This window comes from Synechococcus sp. UW106, assembly GCF_900474015.1.
Taxonomy (GTDB): Bacteria; Cyanobacteriota; Cyanobacteriia; order PCC-6307; family Cyanobiaceae; genus Parasynechococcus.
This window is the reverse complement of record NZ_UCNV01000008.1, coordinates 1-23,450: the sequence shown is the minus strand read 5'-3', so window position 1 is coordinate 23,450 and position 23,450 is coordinate 1. Positions and strand designations below refer to the sequence as shown.

Sequence of the window (23,450 nt, the reverse complement as noted above, 5' to 3'; positions counted from 1 at the left end):
TAAGGCACTGTTGCCTACATCGTCACGAACTCCTCTGAGACGGAGGGATGCAACGCCATGGTGCGATCGAAATCAGCTTTGGTGGCGCCCATCCCAACGGCAATGGCGGCCATCTGAATGATCTCCGCCGCATGCTCGCCCACCATGTGGCAGCCAAGCACCCGATCGGTTTGCTTCTCCACCACCAACTTCAGTAGGCAGCGAGGGCCGGAGGCGGGCAGTGCCCGCGCCATCGAACGGAAGCGGGCCCGATGCACGACGACGCCGTCCTCGCCATGGCGTTCAGTCGCCTCCTCTTCCGATAAGCCAACGGTCGCCAGCTCGGGATCACTGAACACGGCACTGGCCACCAGATCGTGGTTCACCTGCCGCTGACGCGAACCGAACACGCTGTCGGCGAAAGCACGACCTTCATCAATGGCGACAGGCGTGAGGTTGACCCGGTCAGTGACATCGCCGACGGCATGAATGTGAGGAACTGAGGTGCAGGAGTTGCCATCAACCCTGATTCGCCCGTTGTCCACGGCAACACCAGCAGCCTCCAGACCCAGATCTGCAAGCCATGGGCGACGCCCGGTGGCCATCAGCACACCCCCACAGTCGAGGGACTGACCATCCCCCAGTCGCGCAGTCAGCGCACCGGGATCCCCCTCCACAGCCGCGACCGTCTGACCCAAGAGCACATCAATGCCCTGGTCACGCATCCCGCTGAGGACTGCATCCGCCAACTCCCCATCAAACCCGCGCAGCAGCCGAGGGCCGCGCACCACCTGGGTGACCGCAACACCGAGGCCTCGAAGGATGCAGGCGAACTCACAGGCGATGAATCCTGCGCCGACCACCACCACCGCCGGAGGGACATCTTCAAGCTGGAACATGTCATCACTCACCCAAGTTTTTTCAATCCCTGGGATCTCCGGCCGTGCCGGACGGCCACCCACTGCCACCAGAAAACGGGGAGCTGAAAGCTCCGTCTGAACGGGCCCACCGCGTAGATCGGAGATGCCCATGCGATCCGCTGCCGTGAAGCGGCCCCAACCGGAGATCAGCTGAACGCCGGCCTTCTCCAGAAATCCAAGGTGGAGCGCATTGAGCCGATCCACCTCGGCGCGCACGCGCCGCAACAGGTCAGGCACATCGGAGCGCACGGATTGGATGTGCAGCCCATAGGCCGATGCATCCGCCAGTTGATGCCGGGCCTGGGCGCCGTAGACCAAAAGCTTCTTGGGAACACAGCCGCGGATCACGCAGGTGCCCCCAACGCGATCCCCCTCCACGATGGCCACGCGGGCACCATGGCTAGCAGCACGTTTTGCGGAAGCAAGCCCACCGGAACCCGCCCCAAGAACAATCAGATCCAGATCAGCGCCCATGACAGCCGTTTGCTTCACTCCATTCTTCTGCTGACGGGGGCCATGCCGCGACGACGGGCGCAATTCAAGAGATGGAGTTATGGTCCTGGGAAGAGGGCCGTAGAAGCCCAAGACGAATCGGTTGTATTCACGCCGCGTTCTAAGACCATGAAAAATCCTTCCAAACGTCGCAGGCAGTCGCCTGACCCTGAGCTGCAGCAAAAGAGGTTGCAGCGTCGAGAAATCGCGATGATGATCACCAGCGACGACATGAAGCTGCGGCTCAAGCAGCTCGCTGAGCAGGGCCGCCAGCAAGACTGTCTGGCGCTGATGCATGAACTTGGCGACTGGCAGTCCTATGGACGGACCACGCTTTCGCCGATCCTGCATGCCCCCTACATCGGAATCAGCTGAACCACTGAGTTGGTTGGAACTGGCCGGGCTGGCGAATGCTGAACCGGATCGAATTGAAGGGCCGACCAGTGCCCAGGCCAACTTGCGCTTGTTCGGTCAGCCTGAATCAAGCCTGATGGTCACGCTTTACCGCGACCATCACGCCTGGTGTCCCTACTGCCAAAAAATTTGGCTGTGGTTGGAGTTCAAGCGCATCCCCCACCGGATCCGCAAAGTCACCATGCGTTGCTATGGCCCAAAAGAGCCATGGTTCCTTGAAAAAGTGCCCTCAGGAATGTTGCCCGCCCTCGAGCTGAACGGGCAGCTGATCACGGAAAGTGATGAGATCCTGCTGGCACTCGAACAGCAGTTCGGCCCCCTCGGCATGGCAATGACGTGTCCAGAAGCCCTCGAGCTGCGCCGTCTCGAACGTCTGCTGTTTCAGGCCTGGTGCATCTGGCTATGTTCGCCACGATTAAGCCCCAGGCAACAGTCCCTGGCCCGGGACCAGTTTCAGGGGATCGCCCGGCGCTTCGAAAGTGAGCTGAATCAGGTTGAAGGCCCGTTTCTGCGGGGGCAGGAGCCACAAACCGTTGATCTGATCTTTGTTCCCTACGTGGAACGAATGAATGCATCTCTGGCTTACTACAAGGGATATCGCCTGAGGGCTGAGCATCCCGCGATTGACCGCTGGTTCCGCGCGTTGGAGCAACTGGAGACCTACCGCGGCACCCAAAGCGACTTTCACACCCATGCCCATGACCTTCCTCCCCAGATGGGCGGGTGCTGGTCGGACGACGCAACGGAAGCGCAACGCATGGCCGAACGGATCGACCGAGGCGATGGCCTTGGCGAAGACGAAGCCTGCTGGGTTGGGGTCAATCAAGCCGATCAGGCCAGAATCGCTCTCGGCAGGGTCCTCCGACACCAGCATCGGCTTCGGGAGGTCAATCCAATGGGTGCTGATGCCTTTGACCGGCCCCTGCGCTGTGCACTGACCCAGTTGATCCACAACACTCCATGCCCTCCTCCATCTGGAAGTGCGGCGGGGCTCCGCTACCTGCGCGATCGAATTTCAGTTCCGAGAGATATGCCCTTACCGGCAGCTCGTTTGCTGCGTCGGGCGCTCGAATCCACCGCGCAACTGGACGGGCCTAAGCAAGCCAAGCCTCTCCCGGTGCGGGATCGCTTTGATCAGGATCCCCGTCCCTTCTTAATTAGGTCATAGTGCAAAGGCGCCAAAACTGAGTCGTGCCCCTGCGGCTGCCTGCCTACCAACCTATTCCGGCCCCCGAACAGGAGAACGAACTGATCGAGGTGTCAGCGGCACAGTTGCAGCCGACCCAATGGTGTGTGGGGCTGGCTGAGATCTGGTCACGCGAGAGGGATTTCGCCCAAGACACACGCCAGCAGCGTCTTGCCTACATGCGCGGCAAACCCGTCCCCCTGATCCGCTCTGCCGATGGCGCCATGTGGATGCTCGATCGTCACCACCGGCTGCGGGGCCTGATCGGCATTGACCCAGGCGCCACCACCTGGGCTTATGTGGTGCAGGAGCTAGCGACAACTGATAAAAGTGCCGTGCTGTCGTTTCTGCAAAGCCAAGGGTGGCTTTATCTCTACGACGGTCGGGGCATCGGTCCCCGCCCAACCGAGCTGTTGCCCACCAGCCTGATGGGGCTCGAAGACGATCCCTACCGAAGCCTGGTCTGGAAGCTCAAGCAGGAAGGCTGGATTAAACCCCAACCGCTGATCCCCTATCACGAATTTCGTTGGGCAGCCTGGCTGCGCACCCGTCCCCTGCCACCCTTCAGCTCCAAGCGACTGGATCCGGCACTCGCGGCAGCACGCCAGCTGGTCTGCTCTGCGGCAGCTCAAGACATGCCGGGCTGGAAAGGCGACAAGAAAGCCTGCAGCTGATCAGCGCTTCTTTCGGGAATCGATCTGCAGCAGATCCTTCACTTTCTGCACCTGACCCGCGAGCTGGGGATCGGACGCCAGTTTTTTCTCGACTTGCTCAATCGCGTACATCACCGTGGTGTGGTCCTTTCCGCCGAAGTTGTCGCCGATTCTCGGCAGGCTGAGGTCGGTGCCCTGGCGCATGAGGTACATCCCCACCTGACGGGCCTGGCTGACGGCACGGCGACGGGTGCTGCTGCACATTTCCTCGGCCGTGACATCAAACACTTCAGACACCTTGTCGATCACCTGTTGCGGCGTGACCTCCACCCCCTGACCGGTGGGGTCCAGCATGGGCGCCACCGATTCCACGGTCATGGGCAACCCCGTGATTGAGGCAAAGGCGACAGCCCGGGTCAGGGCCCCTTCCAACTCGCGGATGTTCGAGGTGAAGCGCCCAGCGATGTACTGGATCAGATCCCGGGGCAGCGACATGCGCTCCTGCTCCGCTTTCTTCTGGAGGATCGCCATACGCGTTTCCAGATCAGGTGACTGAATGTCAGCGATCAGCCCCATCTGGAAACGGGAGATCAGGCGCTGCTGCAGGCGTGGAATCTGACTGGGGGGACGATCACTGGCGATCACCACCTGCCGCCCAGCCTCGTGCAGTGCATTAAAGGTATGGAAGAACTCTTCTTGGGTGTACTCCTTGCCTTCGATGAATTGAATGTCATCCACCAGGATCAGATCGGCGGCGCGATAGCGATCGCGAAAGGCCTGCATGCCGTCCTTGCGGATGGCCTGGATCAGGTCATTGGTGAAGGTTTCGGTGGAGACGTAGGCCACGCGAGCCCCGGGATCGATTTCCAGCCGGTAATGGCCAATGGCTTGCATTAAGTGGGTTTTCCCCAGGCCCACACCGCCGCAAATGAAAAGGGGATTGAACTCCCTGCCTGGAGCTTCGGCCACGGCAAGAGCCGCCGCATGAGCCATTCGGCTGTTGGGGCCGACCACGAAACGGCCGAACACATATCGGGGGTTGAGCCCGGGCAGGTAGCGCCGCGGTGAGCCGCTCCGGGCCGTAGCCGACACTGATTCCTGGGCGGCCGCAGGCGGCGCTGCATCACTCGCAGCTGCGGAGTCATCACTGGTTTCCTGCATCGGCAGGGCGGTTTCCGCCAGGACGGTCACTTGAACGGTCTGACCGCTGATGCTGCTGGCTAGCTCCGCGATCGTGGGCAGCAGCTGCTCCCGCAATCGGATGCTGGCGAACGGATTGGGGGCCAGAAGCTTCAGCTCTCCATTGGCAAAGCCACTGCAACCCGTCGGGCGAATGAAGGTCTCGAAGGTGGGCTTGCTCAGCTTTGCCTGCAACCCATCTCGCACCTTGATCCAGAGCTCTTCGCCCGTCTGCACCTAAAACCGCCATGCACCCGAGCGCTGAATCTACGCATGCCGATCCGCTCAGGCCGTCTTAAATGCATCAGCACACATCTCGTCGTGATGCCCAACGCCCAGCATTGGTTCGCCATCGTCCTGGCCGGGAGCGCACTCTCCGGTTGCAGCCTGGTGAGGGACCAGCTGGGCCTGCCCCCCAAAGCACCGGTGGCACTGCCTCCGGTGGTGCACGATCAGCCCCGCAGCGCTCCACTGCAGCCGGGAGACAACGTGATCGTGAAGGCTGTGGACCGCGTCGGTCCTGCCGTGGTGCGGATCGATGTAGTCAAAGAGGTGAACAACCCCTTCGGTGGGATCTTTGGCATGGGACCGTCCAGCCAGCGTCGACAAGGCCAGGGATCCGGATTCATCACCAGGGCCAGCGGCCTGATCTTCACCAACGAACACGTCGTGCGCGGAGCAGATCAGGTGGCGGTGACCCTTCCGGACGGACGCAACTTCAAGGGCAAGGTGCTCGGCACAGACCCACTCACCGACGTTGCAGTGGTCAAGGTGGTGGCTGACAACCTTCCGGTGGCGGCCCTGGGCAACTCCGACCAGCTCAGGCCGGGGGAATGGGCGATTGCCATCGGCAACCCATTTGGTCTCAACAACACCGTGACCGCCGGCATCATCAGCGCGGTAGGCCGACTGAATGCAATCAGTGAAGGCCAGCGGATTCCTTACATCCAGACCGATGCAGCCGTGAATCCCGGCAACAGCGGAGGCCCCCTGATCAATGCCGCCGGTCAGGTGATTGGCATCAACACGGCGATTCGGACCGCCCCTGGAGGCGGTTTGAGTTTTGCCGTTCCAATCAACCTTGCGAAGCGCATCGCGCAGCAGATTGTGAGCACCGGCCAGGCCTCCCATCCCTTCATCGGGGTGCAGCTGATGAATCTCACTCCGCAGCTGGCCCGGGAGATCAATGCCACCAACAGCGCCTGCACTGTTCCCGAAGTCAACGGTGTCCTGGTCAAGGATGTGGTCAGCGGCACTCCGGCTGCTGCCGCTGGCATCCGCCAGTGTGATCTGATTCTCAAAGTGGAGAACAAGGCTGTGCAGACCCCCACCGAAGTGCAACTCGCCGTGGATCGCGGCCAGGTGGGAGAACCGATGGAGCTCACCCTCCAACGCAATGGAGAGGAGCTGATGGTGCAGGTGCGCCCGCGGGAACTGCCTCGGAACAACTGAGATGCTGCAGATAATCGTGATGGCCCGATGGCCATCACCGGGCCGATGCAAACGCCGCCTGTCCCGTGATCTCTACAACAGGCTGGGCTTGTCCAACAGCAGCGAGCGCGGTGCCCGGATCCAGAAGCGTCTTACCGAGCACACCACCGGTGTGGTGCGCGGGCTCGCCGACGCGATGGTGATTGAGCCGGTGCTGGCGGTGAGCGGGCTTGGGCCCAACGCCGCCGGACGTTGGGGACAACAACTGGGGTTGCCGCTGGTGCGCCTGCAGGGGCAGGGGCAACTCGGCACCCGATTGCGACGGCAGTTGATGCAAGGCCATCGCCGCGGCATGCCATCCCTCGTGATCGGCACGGATCTGCCCGAACTCAATCCCGATGACTTGAAGCGGGCCATCGAACAACTGCAAACCCACGATTTGGTGCTGGGCCCAGCCTCGGATGGTGGCTACTGGCTGCTGGGGATCGGAGCGAACCTGATCCATACCCCCAAGCACTGGCCGCTGATCGGCATTCCCTGGGGCGGTCCGACGGTGCTGGAATCAACGCTGAAGGCTGCGAGCGCGCATGCAATCTCCACCGCACTTTTGCCCAGGAGGAATGATCTGGATCACTGGAGTGATCTGAAGCCATGGCAGGGCTGAGCGTCGTAATTCCAACCCTGGAGGAAGCCAACAGGCTTCCGCTGCTGCTGGCGGATCTGCAGCGTTGGCAAGGGGAGTTGGAGATTGTTATCTGTGACGGTGGCAGCAGGGATCAGACCCGACAAGTGGCTCACCTCAGCGGCGCCACCGTGCTCGACAGCCCGACTGCAGGACGAGGTCCGCAGCTGCGCTGGGGCGTCGACCACAGCTGTCATTCCTGGGTGCTGGTGCTGCATGCCGATAGCCGACTGCCTGGCTCATGGCACCAGAGGGTGGAGCAGATTCTGAAAACACCGCAAGCGCGCTTCAGCGCCTGGAGCTTCGAATTCACAGTAGTTACAGAGGCGCGGCCCATGCTGTGGCTGCTGGAGCGAATGGTGAACTTGCGCAGCCGTTGGCTGCAGCGTCCCTACGGCGATCAGGGCCTGCTAATTCATCGCCAGCTGTATCAGCGCATCGGTGGCTACCGCCCGCTGGCACTCATGGAAGACCTGGACCTGGTGGAACGCCTCAGCAAGATCGCGACCATCCGCTCGTTGAACTGTGCCCTCCTGACCAGCGCTCAGCGCTGGCAGGAGCGGAGCGTGTTGATGCAGGCCTGGCGCAACGCCCGTCTGCGATGGCTATGGCGTCAGGGGCGATCAGCAGAACAATTGTTGCGGATGTACCAGCGCTGAACGATCCGATCAGTTCAGTTGGCGTACCAGAAGGCACAGCGATGGCCCTGGGGCTCCAGGTCCCAACCCTGGCCTTGATAGAAGCTCACGACGCCAGGGTCCGCGAACAGGCTGACGCGCTCTGTTCCCATCTGAGCCAAGGCGTCGAGGATGTACGCCATCATCTGCTTGCCAAGTCCATTGCCCTGATACAAGGGGTGTACAGCGACGTCCCAGACGGTGGCTTCGAAAACACCATCCCCGGTGCAGCGCGCAAAACCAACCAAACGAGGAACCCGAGCGTCGTGACGCCACAGCCCGACTTTGAGCAGGCTGTGAGTCAGTGCTTTGCGGACCCGTCGAATCGGACGGCGGCTCCAGCCCACAGCTTCCAGGAGTTGCTCGAGCTCCACCAGATCAAAGGGGTACTCCTGACTAAAGACCAAGGTGAGCTGGTCGTTGGCACAGGGACAGAGACGGGCCCCCTGGCCGTACTGCTGCAGCAGAGGCTCGGCAGGTATAGGCAGGGAGGAACCGATCACAAACGCGCCAACCCCCGCTCCTGCAGCTCTGCGAGCTGGGCATAGAGGCCACCGCGGGCCCTGAGCTCGTGATGGGTGCCCTGTTCGATCAGTTCACCTCGGCGCAACACAAGGATGCGATCTGAGGCTTCCACTGTGGCGAGACGGTGGGCAATGACGATGGCGGTCCGTTTTTGCAAAAGACGGTCCAGATCGGCCTGAAGCGTCGCCTCCGTTGAAGGATCCATGAAGGCCGTGGCTTCATCCATCACCAACACCGTTGGATTGCGGATCGCCACCCGGGCCACCGCCAGCAATTGACGCTCTCCTGAGGAAAGATTGCCACCACGCTCGCGCAGTTGCGTCTCCAGTCCGTTGGGGAGTCGGGACAACAGGTCGTTGAGACCGAGCTCAGCACAGACCTGAACAAGCTCCTGATCACTGACCGGAGCATTCAAGCGAAGATTGTCGGCCACATTGCCGCTGAACAGGAATGTGTCTTGCAGCACGACCCCCAGCTCACGCCGTAGATCTGCCATCGGGATGCTGCGGATGTCACGTCCATCCAGAAGGATGCGCCCCTGCTGGGGGTCATAGAGGCGGCAGAGCAGACGAATGATGGTGCTCTTGCCGGAACCCGTGGGGCCCACCAACGCCACATGCTCACCAGGAGCGATGCGGAAGGAAAGATTGCGGAGGATGGGCTCATCCGGCCGGTAAGAGAAGCTCACGTTGTCGAAGATCACTTCGCCGCCACCGCCAGCAACGTGAGGATCAACCCCCTTGGCCTCGGCGATTTCGAGGGGCTGCTCCATCAACTCACCGATTCGTTCCACAGCAGTCAGTCCGCCCTGAATCTGCGTGAAGCGCTCGGCCAGCTGACGCAAAGGGTCAAACAGACGCTGTGAATAAAGGATGAAGGTGGTGAGGGTGCCCAACCCCATCACGCCACTGGTCACCATCCAGCCCCCCAGAGCCAGAACCAACGCAATAGCTCCGAGCGCGACCCATTCAAGAAAAGCGGAAATGCTGCTGTCGTAAAAGATGGTCCCGTTGACTGCGTTGCGGTACGCCGTGCCCGTGCGGAGGAAGCGGGCACTGTTGACCGTTTCGCGGCGATACATCTGAACCACCTCAAGGCCCTGGAGGTTCTCCTGAAAGTCGGCGTTGAGCTGGGAAAGCTCTTCTCGAACGCGGTAGTTGGCCTTGCGGTAGCGACGCTGCAGCCAGAGCACAGCAAGCGTCACGGGCACCTGTGTGCACAGCAAAAGCAGCCCGAGCCTCCACTCGATGAAGAGCATCGTCGAAGCAATGACCAGAAGGCTCACCAGATCACCAAGCACCCCCACAGCACCACTGCCGAACACCTCGGCCAGTGCATCCACGTCACTGGTGAGCCGCGTGAGCAACTTGCCGACCGGCATGCCGTCGTGAAAGCGCAAAGACAGCGACAGCGAGTGCTCAAAGAGGTCGTCGCGGATGCGAGCGGTAAGGCGTTGACCGACGGCCTGAATGTTGAAGCTCTGTACCCCCTGCAAGCAGAGCCTCAGTAGCACCGAGATGAAATAGAGCCCGATGATGACGCGGATCGATCCGGAAAGACTCAGCCCCGAAAGCCACGGAAGACTGGGTTCTCCGCGCAAGACACTGACAGCCTGGCCGACGAGAAGTGGCTGAACGGCACCCGCAAAGGCCACGGGAACCAGCAGCACCAGGGTGACCAGAAGACGCCGACGATCCCGCACGAGATAACGGCCCAGACGACGAACCCGGCGCCAATCCGCAACAGCTCCCATCAGCTGGGACTCCCGACGGGCGTTCCTGCGGCGCGGATCGCCTCCACGATGGAGGCAAGGGGTCCATGGTCCAGGCGAATGGACAGCGGATGCCCCACCAGCCGAGCCGTCGACTGGAACAGGTCCTCGATGGCAATCAAGCCGTTGTCCCGAAGGGTCCGACCCGTAGCAACAAGATCAACAATCGCTTCCGACATCCCTGTGATCGGCCCCAGCTCCACCGAACCATTGAGATGCACCAACTCAACGGGAAGATCGAGTGCATCGAAATATTCCCGGGCGCAGTGCGTGAATTTGCTGGCCACCCGGCAATGGGGAGGGAGATCTGCGGCACGGGTGTAACCACTGCTCTCCTGAACCGCCACGGCCATTCGGCAACCGCCAAAGCCAAGATCCACCAGTTGGGCTACAGGAAGCTGATGCTCCTTGAGCACGTCGTATCCCACCACGCCCAGTTGGGCCTGGCCGTAGGCCACGTAAGTGGGCACATCACCGTTCCGAACAAGCAGGGCCCTGGCACGTCCGCAGGGGGTGGGCACCATCAACTGGCGATTGTTCTTGTCGAGAACAGCTGAGAAATCAAGACCTGCCGCCGCAAATCGGGCGACCGAATCCTTAAGTAGCGCTCCCTTGGCCAACGCGACGGTGATCATGGGTCCAGCGCTGACCGGTTAACCAGGCAGGACTTTAACGATGCATTCCTCACTTCATGCCCTGCCGGTGCTGCAAGACAACGTGATCTGGGTCTGGGTGAAGGGAGCGGAGGCCGTTGTGATCGACCCCGCCATCGCCTCTCCGGTGCGTGACTGGCTGGAGCAACGCCAGTTAAAACTGGCCGCTGTGCTGCAGACCCATCACCATTCCGACCACATCGGAGGAACACCGGATCTGCTGAAGCGTTGGCCCAAAGCCGAGGTCATTGCATCCAGAGCTGACCGGGAGCGGATTCCTTTCCAAACCATGCCGGTGGGGGATGGTGACCAGCTCACCGTGCTGGGAGAGCCGGTGGACGTCATGGATGTCGCCGCCCACACCAGGGCCCACATCGCTTTTTTCATCCCGAACCTGCAAGACGAGGCCCTGGGCCCCGTTTTGTTTTGCGGTGACACCTTGTTCGGCGCAGGCTGCGGCCGCCTGTTCGAAGGCACCGCTGAACAGATGCATGAAGCCCTGCAAAAGCTGGCCAGCCTCCCTGACGAGACCAAGGTTTGTTGCGCCCATGAATACACAGAGGCCAACCTGCAATGGGCCGTTGAGCAACGCCCTGAGGAAACGGTTCTGGCTGACCGCTTGCAGGAGGTGCGAACCCTTCGCTCAAAAGGCGCCCTCAGCCTTCCGAGCAGCATCGGTATAGAACGTCGTACCAACCTGTTCCTGCAAGCCAAAACAGCCACCGAGCTGGGGGTGCTGCGCACACGGAAGGATCAGTGGAGACCGGGGAGGCCCCAACGCGAAGAACGGGATCACCAACGGCGATGATCATTGTGAACGCGTGAAGAAACACCCCATGAGCGCTAAGGCCATCACCACTCAAGACGCGCCTGCACCGGTTGGGCCCTACAACCAAGCCGTCCTTGCCGGCGAGTGGCTCTACTGCTCTGGGCAGATTCCGCTTGATCCAACCACTGGGGAGATGGTGGGAAACGGTGATGTCGCCGCGGAAACGCATCAGGTGCTGAAGAACTTAGTCGCTGTCTTAAATGAGGCCGGAGCCACGCCTCAACAAGTGGTTCGCACAACGGTCTTCCTGGCAGACCTCAGCGACTTTCAGACCGTCAACGGCATCTATGCCGACGTGTTTGGGAGCGGGGTCAGCCCAGCACGGGCCTGCGTTCAAGTGGCAGCACTACCCAAGGGAGCAAGGGTGGAAATCGACTGTGTCGCATGGCTTGGAACCTGAGCCTGACCCACGGGGGCATAGGTTGGAACTGGCTTCAGTGGTCCTATGCCTCAGGCGAAACTCACCATCGGTGAATTAGAGGCGGGCTATCCGATGTATTGCAAGGCGCTGAGGCGCCTCCTCCAGCAAGGGAAAACAGCTCAAGACATTGAACGCACCGTCTGCTGGGGACATCTTGAAACCCTGAACCGCTGCCTTCCAACCCGTTACAAATCACCCTCCTACCTGCTGGCCCTGATCCGCCGCGATCTGGAAAAGCCTCAGGAAACCTGAAACGGATCAACTCAGAGGTTTCCCATACATCACTAGGCGAACGCTTCATTTTCAAGCGAAAAACACAGTTAAACCAGGGTGAGGAGCAAGGTCCTGGGAATGACCCGCTGTATTTTTCGCAAACCAAAACGGCAGTTCAGGTTCAGTCAGTGGCTTGCCGTGACAATGGTGATGCTGGGGGCTGCCTTGTGCCTGGAACTGCAGGCAGGGCTGAGCCCCGACCAGGAAACACGTAAGACGTCACCCTTATTGAGCCAGCTTCACCATCCTTGATCGAAAACTGCTCTCAGCGAAGGGGGAGCATGACAATGCAGGGATGACCATTGAAAAGCTCGAACAGCTTGCCGCGGTGATCGTGACGGCTGGCCTTGTCGCCGGCAATTTCCTGTTGTTCACCCCCTGGCGAGATGGCCGAGATCCGAGACAGCAACATCCTGAAAGCTCGATGCCTCAGAACTCGACATCGCTTCGATTCATCGGCATGAATACAGATTCCAATGGAACAGATCAGCGACTAACAAGCACTCAAAGAGCAGATAACCAAAAGCAGAACAAATAGCCCAACACCTGAACCATCCATAGCACCAGTAAAAATCAAAAAGAATCCACGCGAATAACTGGCCGAAACGGAAGACAGCTTGCGTTTGTAACGACAAGGGTAAAGTACCTATTGCATTCAAATGTGAAAGGAGTAGAGAAGACACAGACGAGGACAAGAAAGATGAGGAAAACTACACTCATTCCTCAAGAGGTCTATGCATCACGAACCAATCCAAAAGCAGGCGGATTCAATCTTTCACTAAGCACAAAAAAAGAGAAACTCAAGATCTGTCACGCAAAGCAAGACATTGCCTAGAACCGGCAAAAATACGAAAATTAAACAGAAAGACCGAGCTGAGCGATACTTGACCTAATCCCAAATAAATACTCCATGGTGAAAATCAATGAAAGGAAAAGTTGTTGTTCTCGACACGAATGTGCTGCTGCATGACCCCGAAGCTCCACACCGCTTTGGAAACTTGAGAGTCGTGATTCCAATGCAGGTGGTCGAAGAAATTGATCGATTCAAAAAAGATCACTCTGAGAAAGGAAGAAATGCCCGCAGGATTTCAAGACTCTTGGATTCCTATCGACAGCGAGGAAGCCTTGCTGATGGCGTGCTGATTGAAGGCACTGACAAGGGAATGCTGCAAGTGATTTTCTGTCAGACCAACGCCCTCAAAGAATTACCTCCAGAGCTGGGGGTTGGCGGCGGCGACAACAACATCCTCGCGGTGGCCTTGGAGCAGATGCGATGCAGTGGGCTGAAAGAGGCGCCTGAAGTTGTCCTTATCAGCAAAGACATCAATCTGAGGATCAAGGCTGATGCGGTGGGATTACAAGCCGAGGACTACATCAACGACAACGTCTCCATCGACGATTTGTACTCAGGATTCCGTGAGCTCAGTACAGATGCTCAGACGATGACGACACTGCATGACGAAGATCAACTCCCTCTCGCAGCAGTAACAGATAGCGAAGAACAACATCTCCAAGCCAATGAAGGCGTAGTGATGGTGGATCAGCACAACGACAGCCACACCCTGCTTGCCCGTCATCAAGGCAACAGCAACACCCTCAAACCTCTGCACTGGCTGAATCGCGCCCATTTGGGGCGGATCAAGGCGCGAAACCGAGAGCAAAGCTTCGCGCTGGATTTGCTGCTCGATCCATCCATCGCACTGGTGACGTTGGTGGGCAAGGCAGGAACAGGCAAAACATTGTTGGCCCTGGCAGCTGGTTTACACCAGGTCGCTGATACCCATCAATACGCACGATTATTGGTGACGCGCCCGCCGATCTCACTCGGGAAAGACATTGGCTACCTGCCAGGAACACTTGAAGAAAAACTTGGTCCATGGATGAAGCCGATCATCGACAACATTGACTTCATCACCGGCACTTCACCTGGCGATGACGCTGAACAGACGAAAAGACAAAAGCAGCGAGAGCCACGTAACGCCTGGGCAGACCTCCAAGGCATGGGCTTACTGGAGGTTGAAGCAATCAACACCATTCGAGGGCGATCGATTCCCAATCAGTTCCTGGTGGTGGATGAGGCGCAAAACCTAACTCCCCTGGAAGTGAAGACCATCGTCACGCGGGTGGGCGAGGGCACCAAGGTTGTCTTCACCGGTGATCCCTATCAAATCGACAATCCCTATGTCGATGCGGAAAGCAACGGGCTCACATGGCTGGTCGAAAAGCTCAAAGGTCAGCCCCTCGTGGGACACATGACCCTCACGAAGGGAGAGCGCAGTGAACTTGCTGAGCTGGCCGCAAACATCCTCTGATTCATAACGACATATCCAAGAACTCATCACCATGACTCAATTTGCTAATTACTCAAAACCCGAGCAAACAAATCTGGATGCCATTCTGAAATCAACAACCTACAAAATCGCCCATGAAGATCCAGAATTACTGAACAGCAGCGCCATGCGAGGTGTGAGAATGCTGCTTGAGATCACCAAACCAGATCTTCATCTGCAAACAGCCGGCATTGAATCAACCATCATTGTTTTTGGTGGAGCCAGAATTATCGATAGAGAAACTGCAACACAGCGACTCAAGGAAGCAGAACAACACCTGAGTAAAGATCCAGGATCTTCAAGCTTAAAAAGACAGGTAATTCATCATCAACAGTTAGTGGAGCTATCTCGTTTTTACGATTCAGCCCGTGAATTCGCCCGCTTAGCATCTCAGCATGGCCAAGGCAACAAAGAAAACGACCATGGATGCTCATCACACGTGATCGTGACCGGCGGTGGGCCAGGCATTATGGAAGCAGCGAACCGTGGCGCCTTTGAAGCCGGATGCCGATCGATCGGACTCAACATCTCCCTACCGTTTGAACAACACCCAAATCCCTACATCACTCCCGACCTTTGCTTTAATTTCAATTATTTCTCTCTTCGAAAATTCCATTTTGTGATGCGCTCTATTGGAGCCATTCTGTTTCCAGGTGGATTTGGCACGCTGGATGAACTGTTTGAGCTACTCACCTTGAGACAGGTTGGTACAAAAGGAAGCATGCCAATTGTCCTCTTTGGCAAAGACTTCTGGAAGCGACTTGTTGATTTTGAATACCTCGCTGAGACAGGCTTGATTTCAGGTGATGACTTGAAATTAATTCATTTTTCCGATACTCCAGAAGAGGCCTGGGACTACATACGAAGCCACACGGCATCAACCAGACAATGAAAACCCCGCCATTGCTGACGGGGCGAAGTGTTTGAGGCTTTATCGGGAGATGGATAGAGACAAACAGTGCCTTGCTCTTATCAATTCAAGCCAAGGCCTAACTTTGGTCTTCAAAGCACTCTCGCCACAGCTGGAATACGTCTGAGCTGACCAGCAAGACCGAACGAAACAATAGTCGTAACGACGGTTGCAGATATTGCAATGAGCCAAGGGTTGATTCCGATAAAACCAATTGCCATCAAAACCCCCACAAGAATCAATGAATGAATAACATACGCTCCATAGCTGTTAACTCCAGCGGTTGCCAACCATTGGCCAAAGCGATCTTCATTGCGCTGGAACCACAAGATTAGATAGGAGAGAATTCCCCATGCGATGAAGGGATGGAAGAATTTACCAAGAAAGACTAATTTTGCCGGCTTATCCACCAGGCCAGGATTGAATGACAGAGTCAGGGTAAGGCCAAGGAAACATAGGATTAAAAACATGGAAAAGCGGAACCACTTCACAACAAGATGAGTGTCGAGCCTCTCAAACCAGCGATGGAACGACGCCTTACATCCCGCAAAAAACAAGAATGCATATGTAAAAATGTGCATTCCTTGTACGCCCAGACCATTTAAAGGTGACTTCACTAAAGCAGACCAGAGTTCGGTTTGCGTTGTCATCACCACTTCAAGAGACCCTAGAACCACGGCACTGATCAACCATGAACGCATCCTTGGCGTGGAAACAGATGTATCGACTGCATATTGATCTCCTCGCAGCGCCACCCAGGCACAATAGAGCAAATCAAAAGCAAACAGAACAACTAAAAACCACAACACAATTACGGTATTAAAAGGAAGATCACTCAATGGCAATTTCGCAAAAGGGCTAGCCGGCGAGAGCCTGCTGAGCAGAAGTAAGCTGTTGTTAATCAACAGCATGCCAACCAAGAAGGGAACACCAAGTCGAAAGAGACGGTCTTTCAAATAGTGCACCACTCCCTTCTTATGCACTGAGCGAGGAACGAAATATCCAGAGATCAAAAACATCATCGGCATGATGAAAGAGTTTATCGCATACATGTACCAGGTGAAAAATCCTTTGAAGAATGGACCAACAGATTCCTCAACCGGAATGCGAACTCCAAGCCAGCCAATACCCCCTCCAAAAGCTATTGGGACATGGAGTGCAATGACGAGAGCAACCACCACTGCCTTGATTTGATCCAGATAAAGCGAACGCTTCAGAGTCATTGATTGGGGAACGGTTATAGATCTAGTTTCACCAGGGATACCAGGTTATTGCTCCCCCACATGGGTGATACCTACCTGAGAAGTGAGTGAGTAATGAAGCCAATATGTGTCATTGAATGCTTTTGCATGGCAGTGCAACGCCCCTCGAATACTCCATCGCGGCTACGGCCTGCGAACAACTGCCAAATCCGAGGGTGTTTTTTGCCCAATTTCAGCAGTCCCATCCACCAGTTGAGGGATGCGGGCCTGCGGGGACCCGGGTCAAACTTTCCGCATCAACAAACCATCAATGAAATATCTGCCACACCTCATGGCCCTCCTGCTGGTCGGGAGTACTGCTGCTCACGCACGCGTAAAGGATCACTTCGAGCAAGCTGTTATGAAGTGCATATCAAATCCAAGTGAGATGAATTGCAAAACGGCGGCAGAGTCAGCCGATCAATATGCCTACAGGTTGAGAAATAGCGATAAGAAGTGTCTTACCGTCATCGCTGTTGTTGGTGCTACAGCAATAACAGCACCATTTATGGGCAAACCCGAGCTGCTGATCGATGAATGGAACCGTTACCAAGAAGGATGCGGTTGAGGAATGTTGAAAGCAACCAGATCTCCATACCGGTTAAAGACTCACTCCCAGGTGGCAACCCAGCAACCTGTCTGCTTTTCGTGCGTCAGGAACGGGTAAAGCCAGACCAGCAACAGCTTCTCCACCACTGGCTCCCCAAGGTCTTTGCGCGCCCCCAGAAAAGATCATTCTCATGGACCAGCCTTCGATGGATTGGGGCTTGGATCTAAACACCACCGGCGCAGCCGTTCCATTTGTTGCAGGGACGTTCCCAGAACACACGCAGTTGCCCCCTGGGTGACTTGAAGATCAGTCCACCTTCCTCGGCGATGCGTTCGTAGCTCTTGCCCTGCTGGTCAGCAGCGAAGAAGTAAGCGACATTGTCGCGATAAACCCTGACGTTGCCTTGTCGTTGGCTGAAGCCGCATTGCTTCAGTTCAGTCGGTGAGAAACCTGTCTCCTGGGTAAAACACCAGACATCAGCAGTGTCGGCATGAGCTGGTGCAACCAAGGCGGTGATGGCGATGGCTGCAGCGGCCAGTGTTGTGCGAATCATCGTGTCCAAGCGCACTGGTGGGTGTACTTCCAATCAATCGCAGCATGGACACTGGCGACCAGTTCGCCCAGCAGCGAAAGGGCAATGCGGATGCTTTAGACAAGGGACAAACATGACTGCCTTGAGGTTTCCTCTAGGTGGGTAAGCAATAACAAACCCAGGAGGGAAGAGAGGTCTCCTGGGTTGGGGTTTTCGTCCACTGCCAGTTAAAGAGGATTCTTCAGATTTGTTCTGAGGCTCCGCTGAGAGTTTTGTTGGCTTAAGGCGGTTGCAGGCTCAGACCCTGTTGCCTTCGTCGTCCCAATACTCGATCCTGTTCACGTCCAGGTCTTCTTGCTTCAGCTTGGCGACGATCTCCTTTGCTCTTGCTCTTAGGTACAACTCGTCGGTCACCAGACTTTGATAAACGATCTCCTCCAGCGTCTCTTCAGGAGCTTCTGAGACGATCTGCTTCACATCGTCCTTGCTCAGCTTCACGTCAGTTCGGATGCTGACGGTCTGGTCGAAGTCGAACTCGATTTCGTTGATTACCGATTCCATTTGCTGGCTCTGTGTTGTGGTGAGAATCGCTGCTTGTCGTAGAAGGTAGCCCGCACCGGTTGATTGTTCTGCCTGACGGCAGTGAACCCAAAGCAGGGGGGATGGTGTCTTTGGAAGTTCCCGCCGCAGGAAACCGCCATCCAATGGAGCGGAGTCAGTTCAGCGTTATAAGGATGGGTACCCAGGTGCGTCACTCCCCTACTGGATTAGCGCGTTGGTAGTAGCCCTGTCCTGCGGGATTGCGCTGCTGAGCCTCAACGGGCGAAGGCATCAGCCCATTCACCGCCAGAAAAGCGGTCGCGCCGATAAGGGAACCTGCCAAACCACCGATAAAACCAGCAGCAACAGTGCGATGTAGACCTCTCATCAATTCAATTCATCTGACGACAAGGTCGCCGAAATGGCATGGCAGCACCTCCCCCATTCGAGCCATTGTTTTGCCTGATGTCAGGAGCACCACCCACCAGTTGAGGGATATGTAGCCAACGTGTCGCGCCCAGTCTTCTTAAGCCGTACTACAACTACGGGATTAGCTATTGAAATTTCATAGTCAATTACTACCATTGAATTGAAAATCTTACACACAAAAAGTCTCAGCAAATGGAATGGTTTGAACATCTGCTGACACATACAGCTGACGTATTACGCTTAATCCTTGAGTACCTCTCCGTTCTCTGTGTTGGCGTTGGCCTGATTGCAGTATTCAGTTCACGTGGGCCACTTCGGAGCATCCTTCGGCGGCACCTCCCCCCTCATCTTTTACAGCGTGGACCATTGACAGCAGCCCGCTTGACGTTTGGCGGATGGCTTGCTTTGGCACTTGAGTTTCAACTTGGAGCTGATGTGGTGCAAACCACAATCAGCCGGGAAGCATCTGACTTGATTGCACTGGGCGCTGTGGCAGTAGTGCGAACATTTTTGAATTATTTTCTTAGCCTTGAACTCCAAGAGAAAAAGCAAACCACGTAAATGGGATAAAACTATTCCAACTGATGGATGGATTCAGACAACTGCATCCCTCATATGGGTAAGCAATAAAAAACCCCGCCATGGATGACGGGGTGAAGTGGGCTCGCAGGTTTACCAATTCACAAAGCCACGACGACCGCCACCGTTGCCCCAGGCACCGCCACCATTGCGCCAGCCACCACCACCGGCGTTAGCGAAACCACCACCGGAATTAGCGAAACCGCCACCATTGCGCCAGCCACCGCCGTTGGCCCAACCACGTCCGCGACCGTTACCCCAAGCAGCGATATCCAGCGGTTTGTGCAGCTTTGACTTCAACAGGTGTGCCCAGCCGTCGTCACTCCGTGCAGCAGCAATGCGTTGCTCGATGCTGTTGTCAGCTTTTTGAACCGAATATGTTCCAGCCTCAGTGGCGCCCACACTGCTCCAGGTGCTGAGCAGGATCAGTGTTCCAAGAAGGGTGGTTGGCTTCATTAGGCCCATTGAGCAGCTGAACTTCTGAAGTACTAGCCACGGTGGAAGCGGCGGGTCATGTGTCAGAAGTGACTGCTTGAAGTGTTCCCCTCTTTTCTCAAGCAATTAAAAAACCCCGCCATTACTAACGGGGTGGTGCGTGTGAGATTTTGTCGGGAGTATGGATGGCGACAACATCAGCGCCCCCTGCTTTCCCCTTGCAGGCAAGCTGCAGGGCAGCCTCAAAACCGATTCCCGTTTTGGCGCCAGTGACCAGGGCAAAGCGGCGGGCTTGCTCAGCCATGGCATCAACGGTCCAACGTGCCATCGCTCTGAAGCAAACCCCGTGGTCTGAGCGAACCCTTGCAGGCCCCTGACTTCATTCCTATTAGTGAGCTAGAGCACACAGGCCGCCATGGGAGCCCATCAGCCACCTCTTTGGCACGTGATCTTGGCGGGCCTGATTGGCAATGTCATGGAGTGGTACGACTTCGCCCTCTACGGCTACTTCGTTGGCATCTTCAGCGATCAATTCTTTCCATCCAGCGACGCCAATGCCTCACTGATCGCGGCGTTTGGAGCCTTTGCCGCCGGCTTTCTGGTTCGCCCACTGGGAGGCGTGGTGCTGGGCCGCATCGGCGATCGGGTTGGCCGCCGCCAAGCCCTCACCCTCTCTGTGATGGCCATGGCACTAGCCACGGTCTCCATGGCGATCCTGCCCACGTATCAGCAGGTGGGGATTTGGGCCCCGATTGCTTTGGTGTTATTGCGCATCCTGCAAGGACTCTCGGCTGGCGGTGAATACACCACCTCGATTGTGTTTTTGGCTGAGCATGCCCCGGCCAATCGCCGCGGCATGGTCACGATATGGGGTCTCTGGGGTTCGGTATTGGGCATGCTGCTGGGCTCAGCCGCTGGGACGCTGCTCTCCAGCAGCTTGAGCGCCACCCAAATGCACAACTGGGGCTGGCGCATGCCCTTTGCCCTGGGGCTGTTGGTGGCCCTCACGGGTCTGGCTCTGCGTCGCAGCCTCCATAGCGAAACGCCACCAACTACAGCCTCCCGCCCACTGCAAGACTTAGCTCGCTATCAGGGCGCAGTGCTGCGTGTTCTGCTGCTCAATGTCGCCAGCAGCGTTGCCTTCTACACGGCCTTCGTCTACGTGATCACCTACGTCCAAACCGAAGCAGGGCAGAGCGAAAGCGTTGCACTCGCCCTCAACACCCGTGTAATGGGATTGCTGTTGATCTTTTACCCAATCGCCGCCTGGATCTCGGATCGGCTTGGGCGCAGGCCATTGCTGATCACTGGTTCACTATTCCTACTGCTCGCAGGCTTGCCAATTTTTGAACTCCTTCACAGCGGCAATCCCGCATGGATCACCAGGGGGGAAGTGCTGCTGATGTTGGCGGTGGCGCTGCTGGCTGGAGCCAAAAACCCAGCCAATGTCGAATTGATGCCGCAAGCGGTTCGCTGCACTGGCTTGGCCCTTGCTTTCAATGTCGCCGAGGGGTACTTCGGCGGCACCACCCCGCTGATCGCCAGTTGGTTGGTGAGCAGCAGTGGCAATCCGCTGCTGCCGGGTTACTGGGTTGCCTTGGCTGGAGCCATCACCTTGATCACGGCGCTGTGGTTCACCCCCGAGAGCTGCCGGCTCCACTTGCAGCGCCTATGACAGAGCTTGGACTTCTTCTGGTCCTCTCCGCTCTGTCGTCAGCTTGCTGCGGTGACGCAAATCAACGGAGTAAGCCATTGCCGCGGTGGGAGTTGTACCCAGTGCCAGTCATGTGCTCTGGCTGACGGATGGCACTAACCACAGCACCAGGATTGTTTTGCTTCATCGCTTGACCAGCCGCGGCCATCAGCATCTGGATTGACCAACTCAGTAGCTCCTGTCGGTCAATTCCAGATTCCTCTATGTCGTCTTTTACTTGAGCCCAGGCTTTCTTGAGCAACCGGTAGCCCTGCGCCCTATAGACCCCCAGATAGCCAGCACCTGAAGGCATCAGGGTCATTGGCTCGTAGGGCTGCAATCAACTCCCCCATCAGGAACAGGGCAATGCGGGTATCTTGAGGCTTTGGTCAGACGTGACTGCTGGAATATTCCCCGCTGAAAAACCCCGCCATTGCTGAGGGGGTGATGGGCATGAGTGAGGTTTTGTCGGGAGATGGATAACGACAATCACAACGCCCCCTGCTTTTCCCTTGCAGATCCTGTATTGCTTTCAGCTCAGCAGTTCAGACTGCGAAACAAGTAGGTCATCACGGTCGAGATTGAGCACAGTCGCTAGAACATCGTTGCCAAAATCACTAATCAGAAGCCTGCCGCTATCCTGCGTGAATTCAAGATTGTAGCTATTGGCATCAATACTATCATTCTGAACAATAGAGAAGTCGCAAATAACGTTATTCCCCTTAGAGATTTTGAAGGCATCAGAATTTTAACCAGCAGTCAGGATATGGCCTTCTTGGTACCACCCAAGATGTAATTACCAGAGCAACCGATAAGTTCGTCATCATCCTTACCTCGATAGAGTGAATCATTACCAGATCCGCCGATGAGAATGTCGTCGTTATCTTATGCCTTGAGGCATAGGTCAATCATTTGACAACAATTAAATCGAACAAAAATCCATATACTTCAATTTTTACTTATCCTTTTAAATGAAATTTAGATCTTCAAAGGCAATTGGATTAAGGCTTGAGCCTTTGAGCAAAGTATGGCGTTTTGTAGATTGAATACCTATCAGGCTACGTGTCTGACTATTGCCAGCCCACGTCAGACTTCCGGAAACAATGTAAAGGCCATTACTGACACTATCAGAATCAACAAATAATACTCTAAATGGACAATTCAACGTTAAATTTGTCGTTTTTGTGAATTGGCTGCCTAAAGCATTAACTCCAAAACTCAGAGGCGCAAGCTGACTTACGCCAAAACTTGCTGCAGTAACGATTGGATTACCTGTCTTGCTGAATGAAGTAATTGCTGAAATCGTTACACCCTTCGAAGGCTGAAGAATATCCAAGCGATCAGTATTCATCAAATTCATATCATCTGTTGCAGTTGCTGCGAATGCAGGCCGGTAAGCAAGACTTATAATAGTGTTAGTCGAGGTATTAATAGTGAGAAAGGTCCCCGAGGAGCGATCTGTGCTGAATGTGCCAGAAAGTGTTGCCGTTCCCCACACAGATGCAGTAAGAGAGAATGTCATACTCGAGTCACTAGGATATATCCTGGAAGTAGATGAAAGGGATTCTTGGAAAGTCAATCTTGTACTAAAATATGTTGTAAACGTGGTATAAAAAGTATAATAAGTGGAGGTGGAGTTAGTGTTCCATATTCCATCAGAACCACTTATAGCACTCAGTGATCCAACGCGCAAAGTTTCCGAAAAACCGGTGCCAAATCCAATGAGAGATAAATTCATTGTATCTGTATATTTTTCTAGCGCATATACAGCAAAATCACTGGGCAAATTAATTGTGTATCTACCAGTGGATGCATAGCCCGTGAGGTATGTATAGGTTGAATCAGAAAAGTAAAGTGTTGTAGTGAGACTTACTACAGTATAAACACTAGCCTGCAAATAATATGTCCTAGTATCGGACAGCGGACTCATATAGGTATAGCTACGAGACCACGCACTATATGGACTGGTAACTTCATAAGGTTCCCAGAATGATAGCCAAAGAGTGATAAATTCAGAGGCAGATATGTAAAGCGTTCCCGTTAGAGAGTTCCAAGTCTCTGAACCCGTATCAATCAGTGATGTTTGCTGCAATTTGGCTGCATAATTATTTATTCCTAACGAATTT

28 protein-coding genes are annotated in these 23,450 nt (G+C 56.0%); 15 read left to right on the top strand and 13 right to left on the bottom strand.

The genetic code is table 11. The features are described from left to right. Positions 1–14 precede the first annotated feature (14 nt). Positions 15–1,373, bottom strand: a complete 1,359-nt coding sequence (gene gorA, locus DXY30_RS04775) for a glutathione-disulfide reductase (protein WP_115093604.1) — start codon at positions 1,371–1,373, stop codon at positions 15–17. A gap of 147 nt (positions 1,374–1,520) precedes the next feature. On the opposite strand from gorA, the gene DXY30_RS04770 reads away from it, so the two are divergent. Genes DXY30_RS04770 through DXY30_RS04760 form a run of 3 tightly spaced genes read left to right on the top strand, consistent with a single transcriptional unit; the run spans position 1,521 to position 3,665 of the window. Continuing rightward, positions 1,521–1,766: a hypothetical protein gene (locus DXY30_RS04770; protein ID WP_115093603.1), complete on the top strand. Its 246-nt coding sequence runs from the start codon at positions 1,521–1,523 to the stop codon at positions 1,764–1,766. Next, a complete protein-coding gene (locus DXY30_RS04765; protein WP_115093602.1) occupies positions 1,741–2,973 on the top strand; it encodes a glutathione S-transferase family protein in 1,233 nt (410 codons plus the stop codon). The genes DXY30_RS04770 and DXY30_RS04765 overlap by 26 nt, the downstream gene beginning before the upstream one ends. Before the next feature lie 23 nt (positions 2,974–2,996). Then, positions 2,997–3,665, top strand: a complete 669-nt coding sequence (locus DXY30_RS04760) for a ParB-like protein (protein ID WP_115093601.1) — start codon at positions 2,997–2,999, stop codon at positions 3,663–3,665. On the opposite strand, the gene dnaA is transcribed toward DXY30_RS04760, so the two are convergent. Then, a complete protein-coding gene (gene dnaA, locus DXY30_RS04755; RefSeq protein WP_115093600.1) occupies positions 3,666–5,060 on the bottom strand; it encodes a chromosomal replication initiator protein DnaA in 1,395 nt (464 codons plus the stop codon). An 87-nt stretch (positions 5,061–5,147) separates the two neighbouring features. Between dnaA and DXY30_RS04750 the strand changes: the two genes are divergently transcribed. From DXY30_RS04750 to DXY30_RS04740, 3 genes are read left to right on the top strand one after another with little or no spacing between them, the layout of a single operon-like run. Continuing rightward, positions 5,148–6,275: a trypsin-like peptidase domain-containing protein gene (locus tag DXY30_RS04750; RefSeq protein ID WP_244281327.1), complete on the top strand. Its 1,128-nt coding sequence runs from the start codon at positions 5,148–5,150 to the stop codon at positions 6,273–6,275. 1 nt (position 6,276) lies between these two features. Then, positions 6,277–6,918, top strand: coding sequence for a TIGR04282 family arsenosugar biosynthesis glycosyltransferase (locus DXY30_RS04745; protein WP_115093598.1), 642 nt, complete (start codon positions 6,277–6,279; stop codon positions 6,916–6,918). Then, a complete protein-coding gene (locus DXY30_RS04740; protein WP_115093597.1) occupies positions 6,906–7,595 on the top strand; it encodes a TIGR04283 family arsenosugar biosynthesis glycosyltransferase in 690 nt (229 codons plus the stop codon). Before DXY30_RS04745 ends, DXY30_RS04740 begins: the two co-directional genes overlap by 13 nt. 14 nt (positions 7,596–7,609) lie before the next feature. Here the strand turns inward: DXY30_RS04740 and DXY30_RS04735 are convergent, their stop codons facing one another. Genes DXY30_RS04735 through hisG form a run of 3 tightly spaced genes read right to left on the bottom strand, consistent with a single transcriptional unit; the run spans position 7,610 to position 10,544 of the window. Further along, complete coding sequence (locus tag DXY30_RS04735; RefSeq protein ID WP_115094161.1) at positions 7,610–8,113, bottom strand: GNAT family N-acetyltransferase; 504 nt, start codon at positions 8,111–8,113, stop codon at positions 7,610–7,612. Continuing rightward, positions 8,113–9,891, bottom strand: coding sequence for an ABC transporter ATP-binding protein (locus DXY30_RS04730; protein WP_115093596.1), 1,779 nt, complete (start codon positions 9,889–9,891; stop codon positions 8,113–8,115). The genes DXY30_RS04735 and DXY30_RS04730 overlap by 1 nt, the downstream gene beginning before the upstream one ends. Then, positions 9,891–10,544: an ATP phosphoribosyltransferase gene (hisG, locus tag DXY30_RS04725; protein WP_115023598.1), complete on the bottom strand. Its 654-nt coding sequence runs from the start codon at positions 10,542–10,544 to the stop codon at positions 9,891–9,893. The genes DXY30_RS04730 and hisG overlap by 1 nt, the downstream gene beginning before the upstream one ends. Before the next feature lie 40 nt (positions 10,545–10,584). Here hisG and gloB point away from each other — a divergent pair, with 40 nt between their 5' ends. The 6 genes from gloB (at position 10,585) to DXY30_RS04695 (ending at position 15,307) form a co-directional block, all read left to right on the top strand. Beyond that, entirely contained in the window at positions 10,585–11,370 is a 786-nt protein-coding gene (gene gloB, locus DXY30_RS04720; RefSeq protein WP_115093595.1) for a hydroxyacylglutathione hydrolase, read from the top strand. A gap of 28 nt (positions 11,371–11,398) precedes the next feature. Then, a complete protein-coding gene (locus DXY30_RS04715) occupies positions 11,399–11,791 on the top strand; it encodes a RidA family protein (protein WP_115093594.1) in 393 nt (130 codons plus the stop codon). A gap of 45 nt (positions 11,792–11,836) precedes the next feature. Further along, the gene (locus DXY30_RS04710) at positions 11,837–12,064 is read left to right on the top strand and encodes a DUF3136 domain-containing protein (RefSeq protein WP_115023604.1); all 228 of its coding nucleotides are present in this window, start codon (positions 11,837–11,839) and stop codon (positions 12,062–12,064) included. Positions 12,065–12,380: 316 nt separating this feature from the next. Continuing rightward, positions 12,381–12,623, top strand: coding sequence for a hypothetical protein (locus DXY30_RS04705; RefSeq protein WP_115093593.1), 243 nt, complete (start codon positions 12,381–12,383; stop codon positions 12,621–12,623). Positions 12,624–13,008: 385 nt separating this feature from the next. Next, positions 13,009–14,397 carry a PhoH family protein gene (locus tag DXY30_RS04700; protein WP_115093592.1) on the top strand — a complete coding sequence of 463 codons (1,389 nt, stop codon included), beginning with the start codon at positions 13,009–13,011 and terminating at the stop codon, positions 14,395–14,397. A gap of 31 nt (positions 14,398–14,428) precedes the next feature. Further along, entirely contained in the window at positions 14,429–15,307 is an 879-nt protein-coding gene (locus DXY30_RS04695; protein WP_115093591.1) for an LOG family protein, read from the top strand. Positions 15,308–15,417: 110 nt separating this feature from the next. On the opposite strand, the gene DXY30_RS04690 is transcribed toward DXY30_RS04695, so the two are convergent. Continuing rightward, positions 15,418–16,548, bottom strand: a complete 1,131-nt coding sequence (locus tag DXY30_RS04690) for an acyltransferase (RefSeq protein ID WP_115093590.1) — start codon at positions 16,546–16,548, stop codon at positions 15,418–15,420. 310 nt (positions 16,549–16,858) lie between these two features. Between DXY30_RS04690 and DXY30_RS04685 the strand changes: the two genes are divergently transcribed. Continuing rightward, positions 16,859–17,134: a hypothetical protein gene (locus DXY30_RS04685; RefSeq protein ID WP_137006794.1), complete on the top strand. Its 276-nt coding sequence runs from the start codon at positions 16,859–16,861 to the stop codon at positions 17,132–17,134. Between the two features lie 205 nt (positions 17,135–17,339). Here the strand turns inward: DXY30_RS04685 and DXY30_RS04680 are convergent, their stop codons facing one another. From DXY30_RS04680 to DXY30_RS13940, 3 genes are all read right to left on the bottom strand, one after another. Beyond that, positions 17,340–17,669, bottom strand: a complete 330-nt coding sequence (locus DXY30_RS04680) for a hypothetical protein (protein ID WP_115094160.1) — start codon at positions 17,667–17,669, stop codon at positions 17,340–17,342. Positions 17,670–17,945: 276 nt separating this feature from the next. Further along, entirely contained in the window at positions 17,946–18,353 is a 408-nt protein-coding gene (locus DXY30_RS14415) for a hypothetical protein (protein WP_244281277.1), read from the bottom strand. 46 nt (positions 18,354–18,399) lie between these two features. After that, a complete protein-coding gene (locus tag DXY30_RS13940) occupies positions 18,400–18,576 on the bottom strand; it encodes a hypothetical protein (RefSeq protein WP_170951134.1) in 177 nt (58 codons plus the stop codon). Between the two features lie 233 nt (positions 18,577–18,809). Between DXY30_RS13940 and DXY30_RS14535 the strand changes: the two genes are divergently transcribed. Continuing rightward, the gene (locus DXY30_RS14535; RefSeq protein ID WP_115093588.1) at positions 18,810–19,178 is read left to right on the top strand and encodes a DUF1622 domain-containing protein; all 369 of its coding nucleotides are present in this window, start codon (positions 18,810–18,812) and stop codon (positions 19,176–19,178) included. Positions 19,179–19,289: 111 nt separating this feature from the next. Here the strand turns inward: DXY30_RS14535 and grrA are convergent, their stop codons facing one another. Further along, complete coding sequence (gene grrA, locus DXY30_RS04665; protein WP_115093587.1) at positions 19,290–19,652, bottom strand: GrrA/OscA1 family cyclophane-containing rSAM-modified RiPP; 363 nt, start codon at positions 19,650–19,652, stop codon at positions 19,290–19,292. Between the two features lie 124 nt (positions 19,653–19,776). After that, entirely contained in the window at positions 19,777–19,959 is a 183-nt protein-coding gene (locus DXY30_RS14300; protein WP_137006793.1) for a hypothetical protein, read from the bottom strand. A gap of 87 nt (positions 19,960–20,046) precedes the next feature. Between DXY30_RS14300 and DXY30_RS04660 the strand changes: the two genes are divergently transcribed. Continuing rightward, the gene (locus tag DXY30_RS04660) at positions 20,047–21,306 is read left to right on the top strand and encodes an MFS transporter (protein ID WP_115093586.1); all 1,260 of its coding nucleotides are present in this window, start codon (positions 20,047–20,049) and stop codon (positions 21,304–21,306) included. Positions 21,307–21,367: 61 nt separating this feature from the next. Here DXY30_RS04660 and DXY30_RS04655 read toward each other — a convergent pair whose 3' ends face one another. Together DXY30_RS04655 and DXY30_RS13925 are read right to left on the bottom strand one after the other, a co-directional pair. Beyond that, entirely contained in the window at positions 21,368–21,664 is a 297-nt protein-coding gene (locus tag DXY30_RS04655; RefSeq protein ID WP_244281275.1) for a hypothetical protein, read from the bottom strand. A gap of 627 nt (positions 21,665–22,291) precedes the next feature. Then, positions 22,292–23,450, bottom strand: a 1,159-nt coding sequence (locus DXY30_RS13925) for a hypothetical protein (protein ID WP_170951132.1), incomplete at its 5' end; no start/stop codon positions are given.

Excerpts from the sequence above, each read along its gene's own strand:
- DXY30_RS13940 (WP_170951134.1), bottom strand. The coding sequence starts at position 18,576 with ATGAGAGGTCTACATCGCACTGTTGCTGCTGGTTTTATCGGTGGTTTG.
- grrA (WP_115093587.1), bottom strand. The coding sequence starts at position 19,652 with ATGAAGCCAACCACCCTTCTTGGAACACTGATCCTGCTCAGCACCTGG.
- DXY30_RS04750 (WP_244281327.1), top strand. The coding sequence starts at position 5,148 with ATGCCCAACGCCCAGCATTGGTTCGCCATCGTCCTGGCCGGGAGCGCA.
- DXY30_RS04740 (WP_115093597.1), top strand. The coding sequence starts at position 6,906 with ATGGCAGGGCTGAGCGTCGTAATTCCAACCCTGGAGGAAGCCAACAGG.
- DXY30_RS04705 (WP_115093593.1), top strand. The coding sequence starts at position 12,381 with ATGACCATTGAAAAGCTCGAACAGCTTGCCGCGGTGATCGTGACGGCT.
- DXY30_RS04730 (WP_115093596.1), bottom strand. The coding sequence starts at position 9,891 with ATGGGAGCTGTTGCGGATTGGCGCCGGGTTCGTCGTCTGGGCCGTTAT.
- DXY30_RS04700 (WP_115093592.1), top strand. The coding sequence starts at position 13,009 with ATGAAAGGAAAAGTTGTTGTTCTCGACACGAATGTGCTGCTGCATGAC.
- DXY30_RS14300 (WP_137006793.1), bottom strand. The coding sequence starts at position 19,959 with ATGGCACGTTGGACCGTTGATGCCATGGCTGAGCAAGCCCGCCGCTTT.
- DXY30_RS14535 (WP_115093588.1), top strand. The coding sequence starts at position 18,810 with ATGGAATGGTTTGAACATCTGCTGACACATACAGCTGACGTATTACGC.
- DXY30_RS04695 (WP_115093591.1), top strand. The coding sequence starts at position 14,429 with ATGACTCAATTTGCTAATTACTCAAAACCCGAGCAAACAAATCTGGAT.
- DXY30_RS04710 (WP_115023604.1), top strand. The coding sequence starts at position 11,837 with ATGCCTCAGGCGAAACTCACCATCGGTGAATTAGAGGCGGGCTATCCG.
- hisG (WP_115023598.1), bottom strand. The coding sequence starts at position 10,544 with ATGATCACCGTCGCGTTGGCCAAGGGAGCGCTACTTAAGGATTCGGTC.
- DXY30_RS04745 (WP_115093598.1), top strand. The coding sequence starts at position 6,277 with ATGCTGCAGATAATCGTGATGGCCCGATGGCCATCACCGGGCCGATGC.
- DXY30_RS04680 (WP_115094160.1), bottom strand. The coding sequence starts at position 17,669 with ATGATTCGCACAACACTGGCCGCTGCAGCCATCGCCATCACCGCCTTG.
- gloB (WP_115093595.1), top strand. The coding sequence starts at position 10,585 with ATGCATTCCTCACTTCATGCCCTGCCGGTGCTGCAAGACAACGTGATC.
- DXY30_RS04765 (WP_115093602.1), top strand. The coding sequence starts at position 1,741 with ATGCCCCCTACATCGGAATCAGCTGAACCACTGAGTTGGTTGGAACTG.
- DXY30_RS04690 (WP_115093590.1), bottom strand. The coding sequence starts at position 16,548 with ATGACTCTGAAGCGTTCGCTTTATCTGGATCAAATCAAGGCAGTGGTG.
- DXY30_RS04715 (WP_115093594.1), top strand. The coding sequence starts at position 11,399 with ATGAGCGCTAAGGCCATCACCACTCAAGACGCGCCTGCACCGGTTGGG.
- DXY30_RS04770 (WP_115093603.1), top strand. The coding sequence starts at position 1,521 with ATGAAAAATCCTTCCAAACGTCGCAGGCAGTCGCCTGACCCTGAGCTG.
- gorA (WP_115093604.1), bottom strand. The coding sequence starts at position 1,373 with ATGGGCGCTGATCTGGATCTGATTGTTCTTGGGGCGGGTTCCGGTGGG.
- DXY30_RS04685 (WP_137006794.1), top strand. The coding sequence starts at position 16,859 with ATGGCCCTCCTGCTGGTCGGGAGTACTGCTGCTCACGCACGCGTAAAG.
- DXY30_RS04660 (WP_115093586.1), top strand. The coding sequence starts at position 20,047 with ATGGGAGCCCATCAGCCACCTCTTTGGCACGTGATCTTGGCGGGCCTG.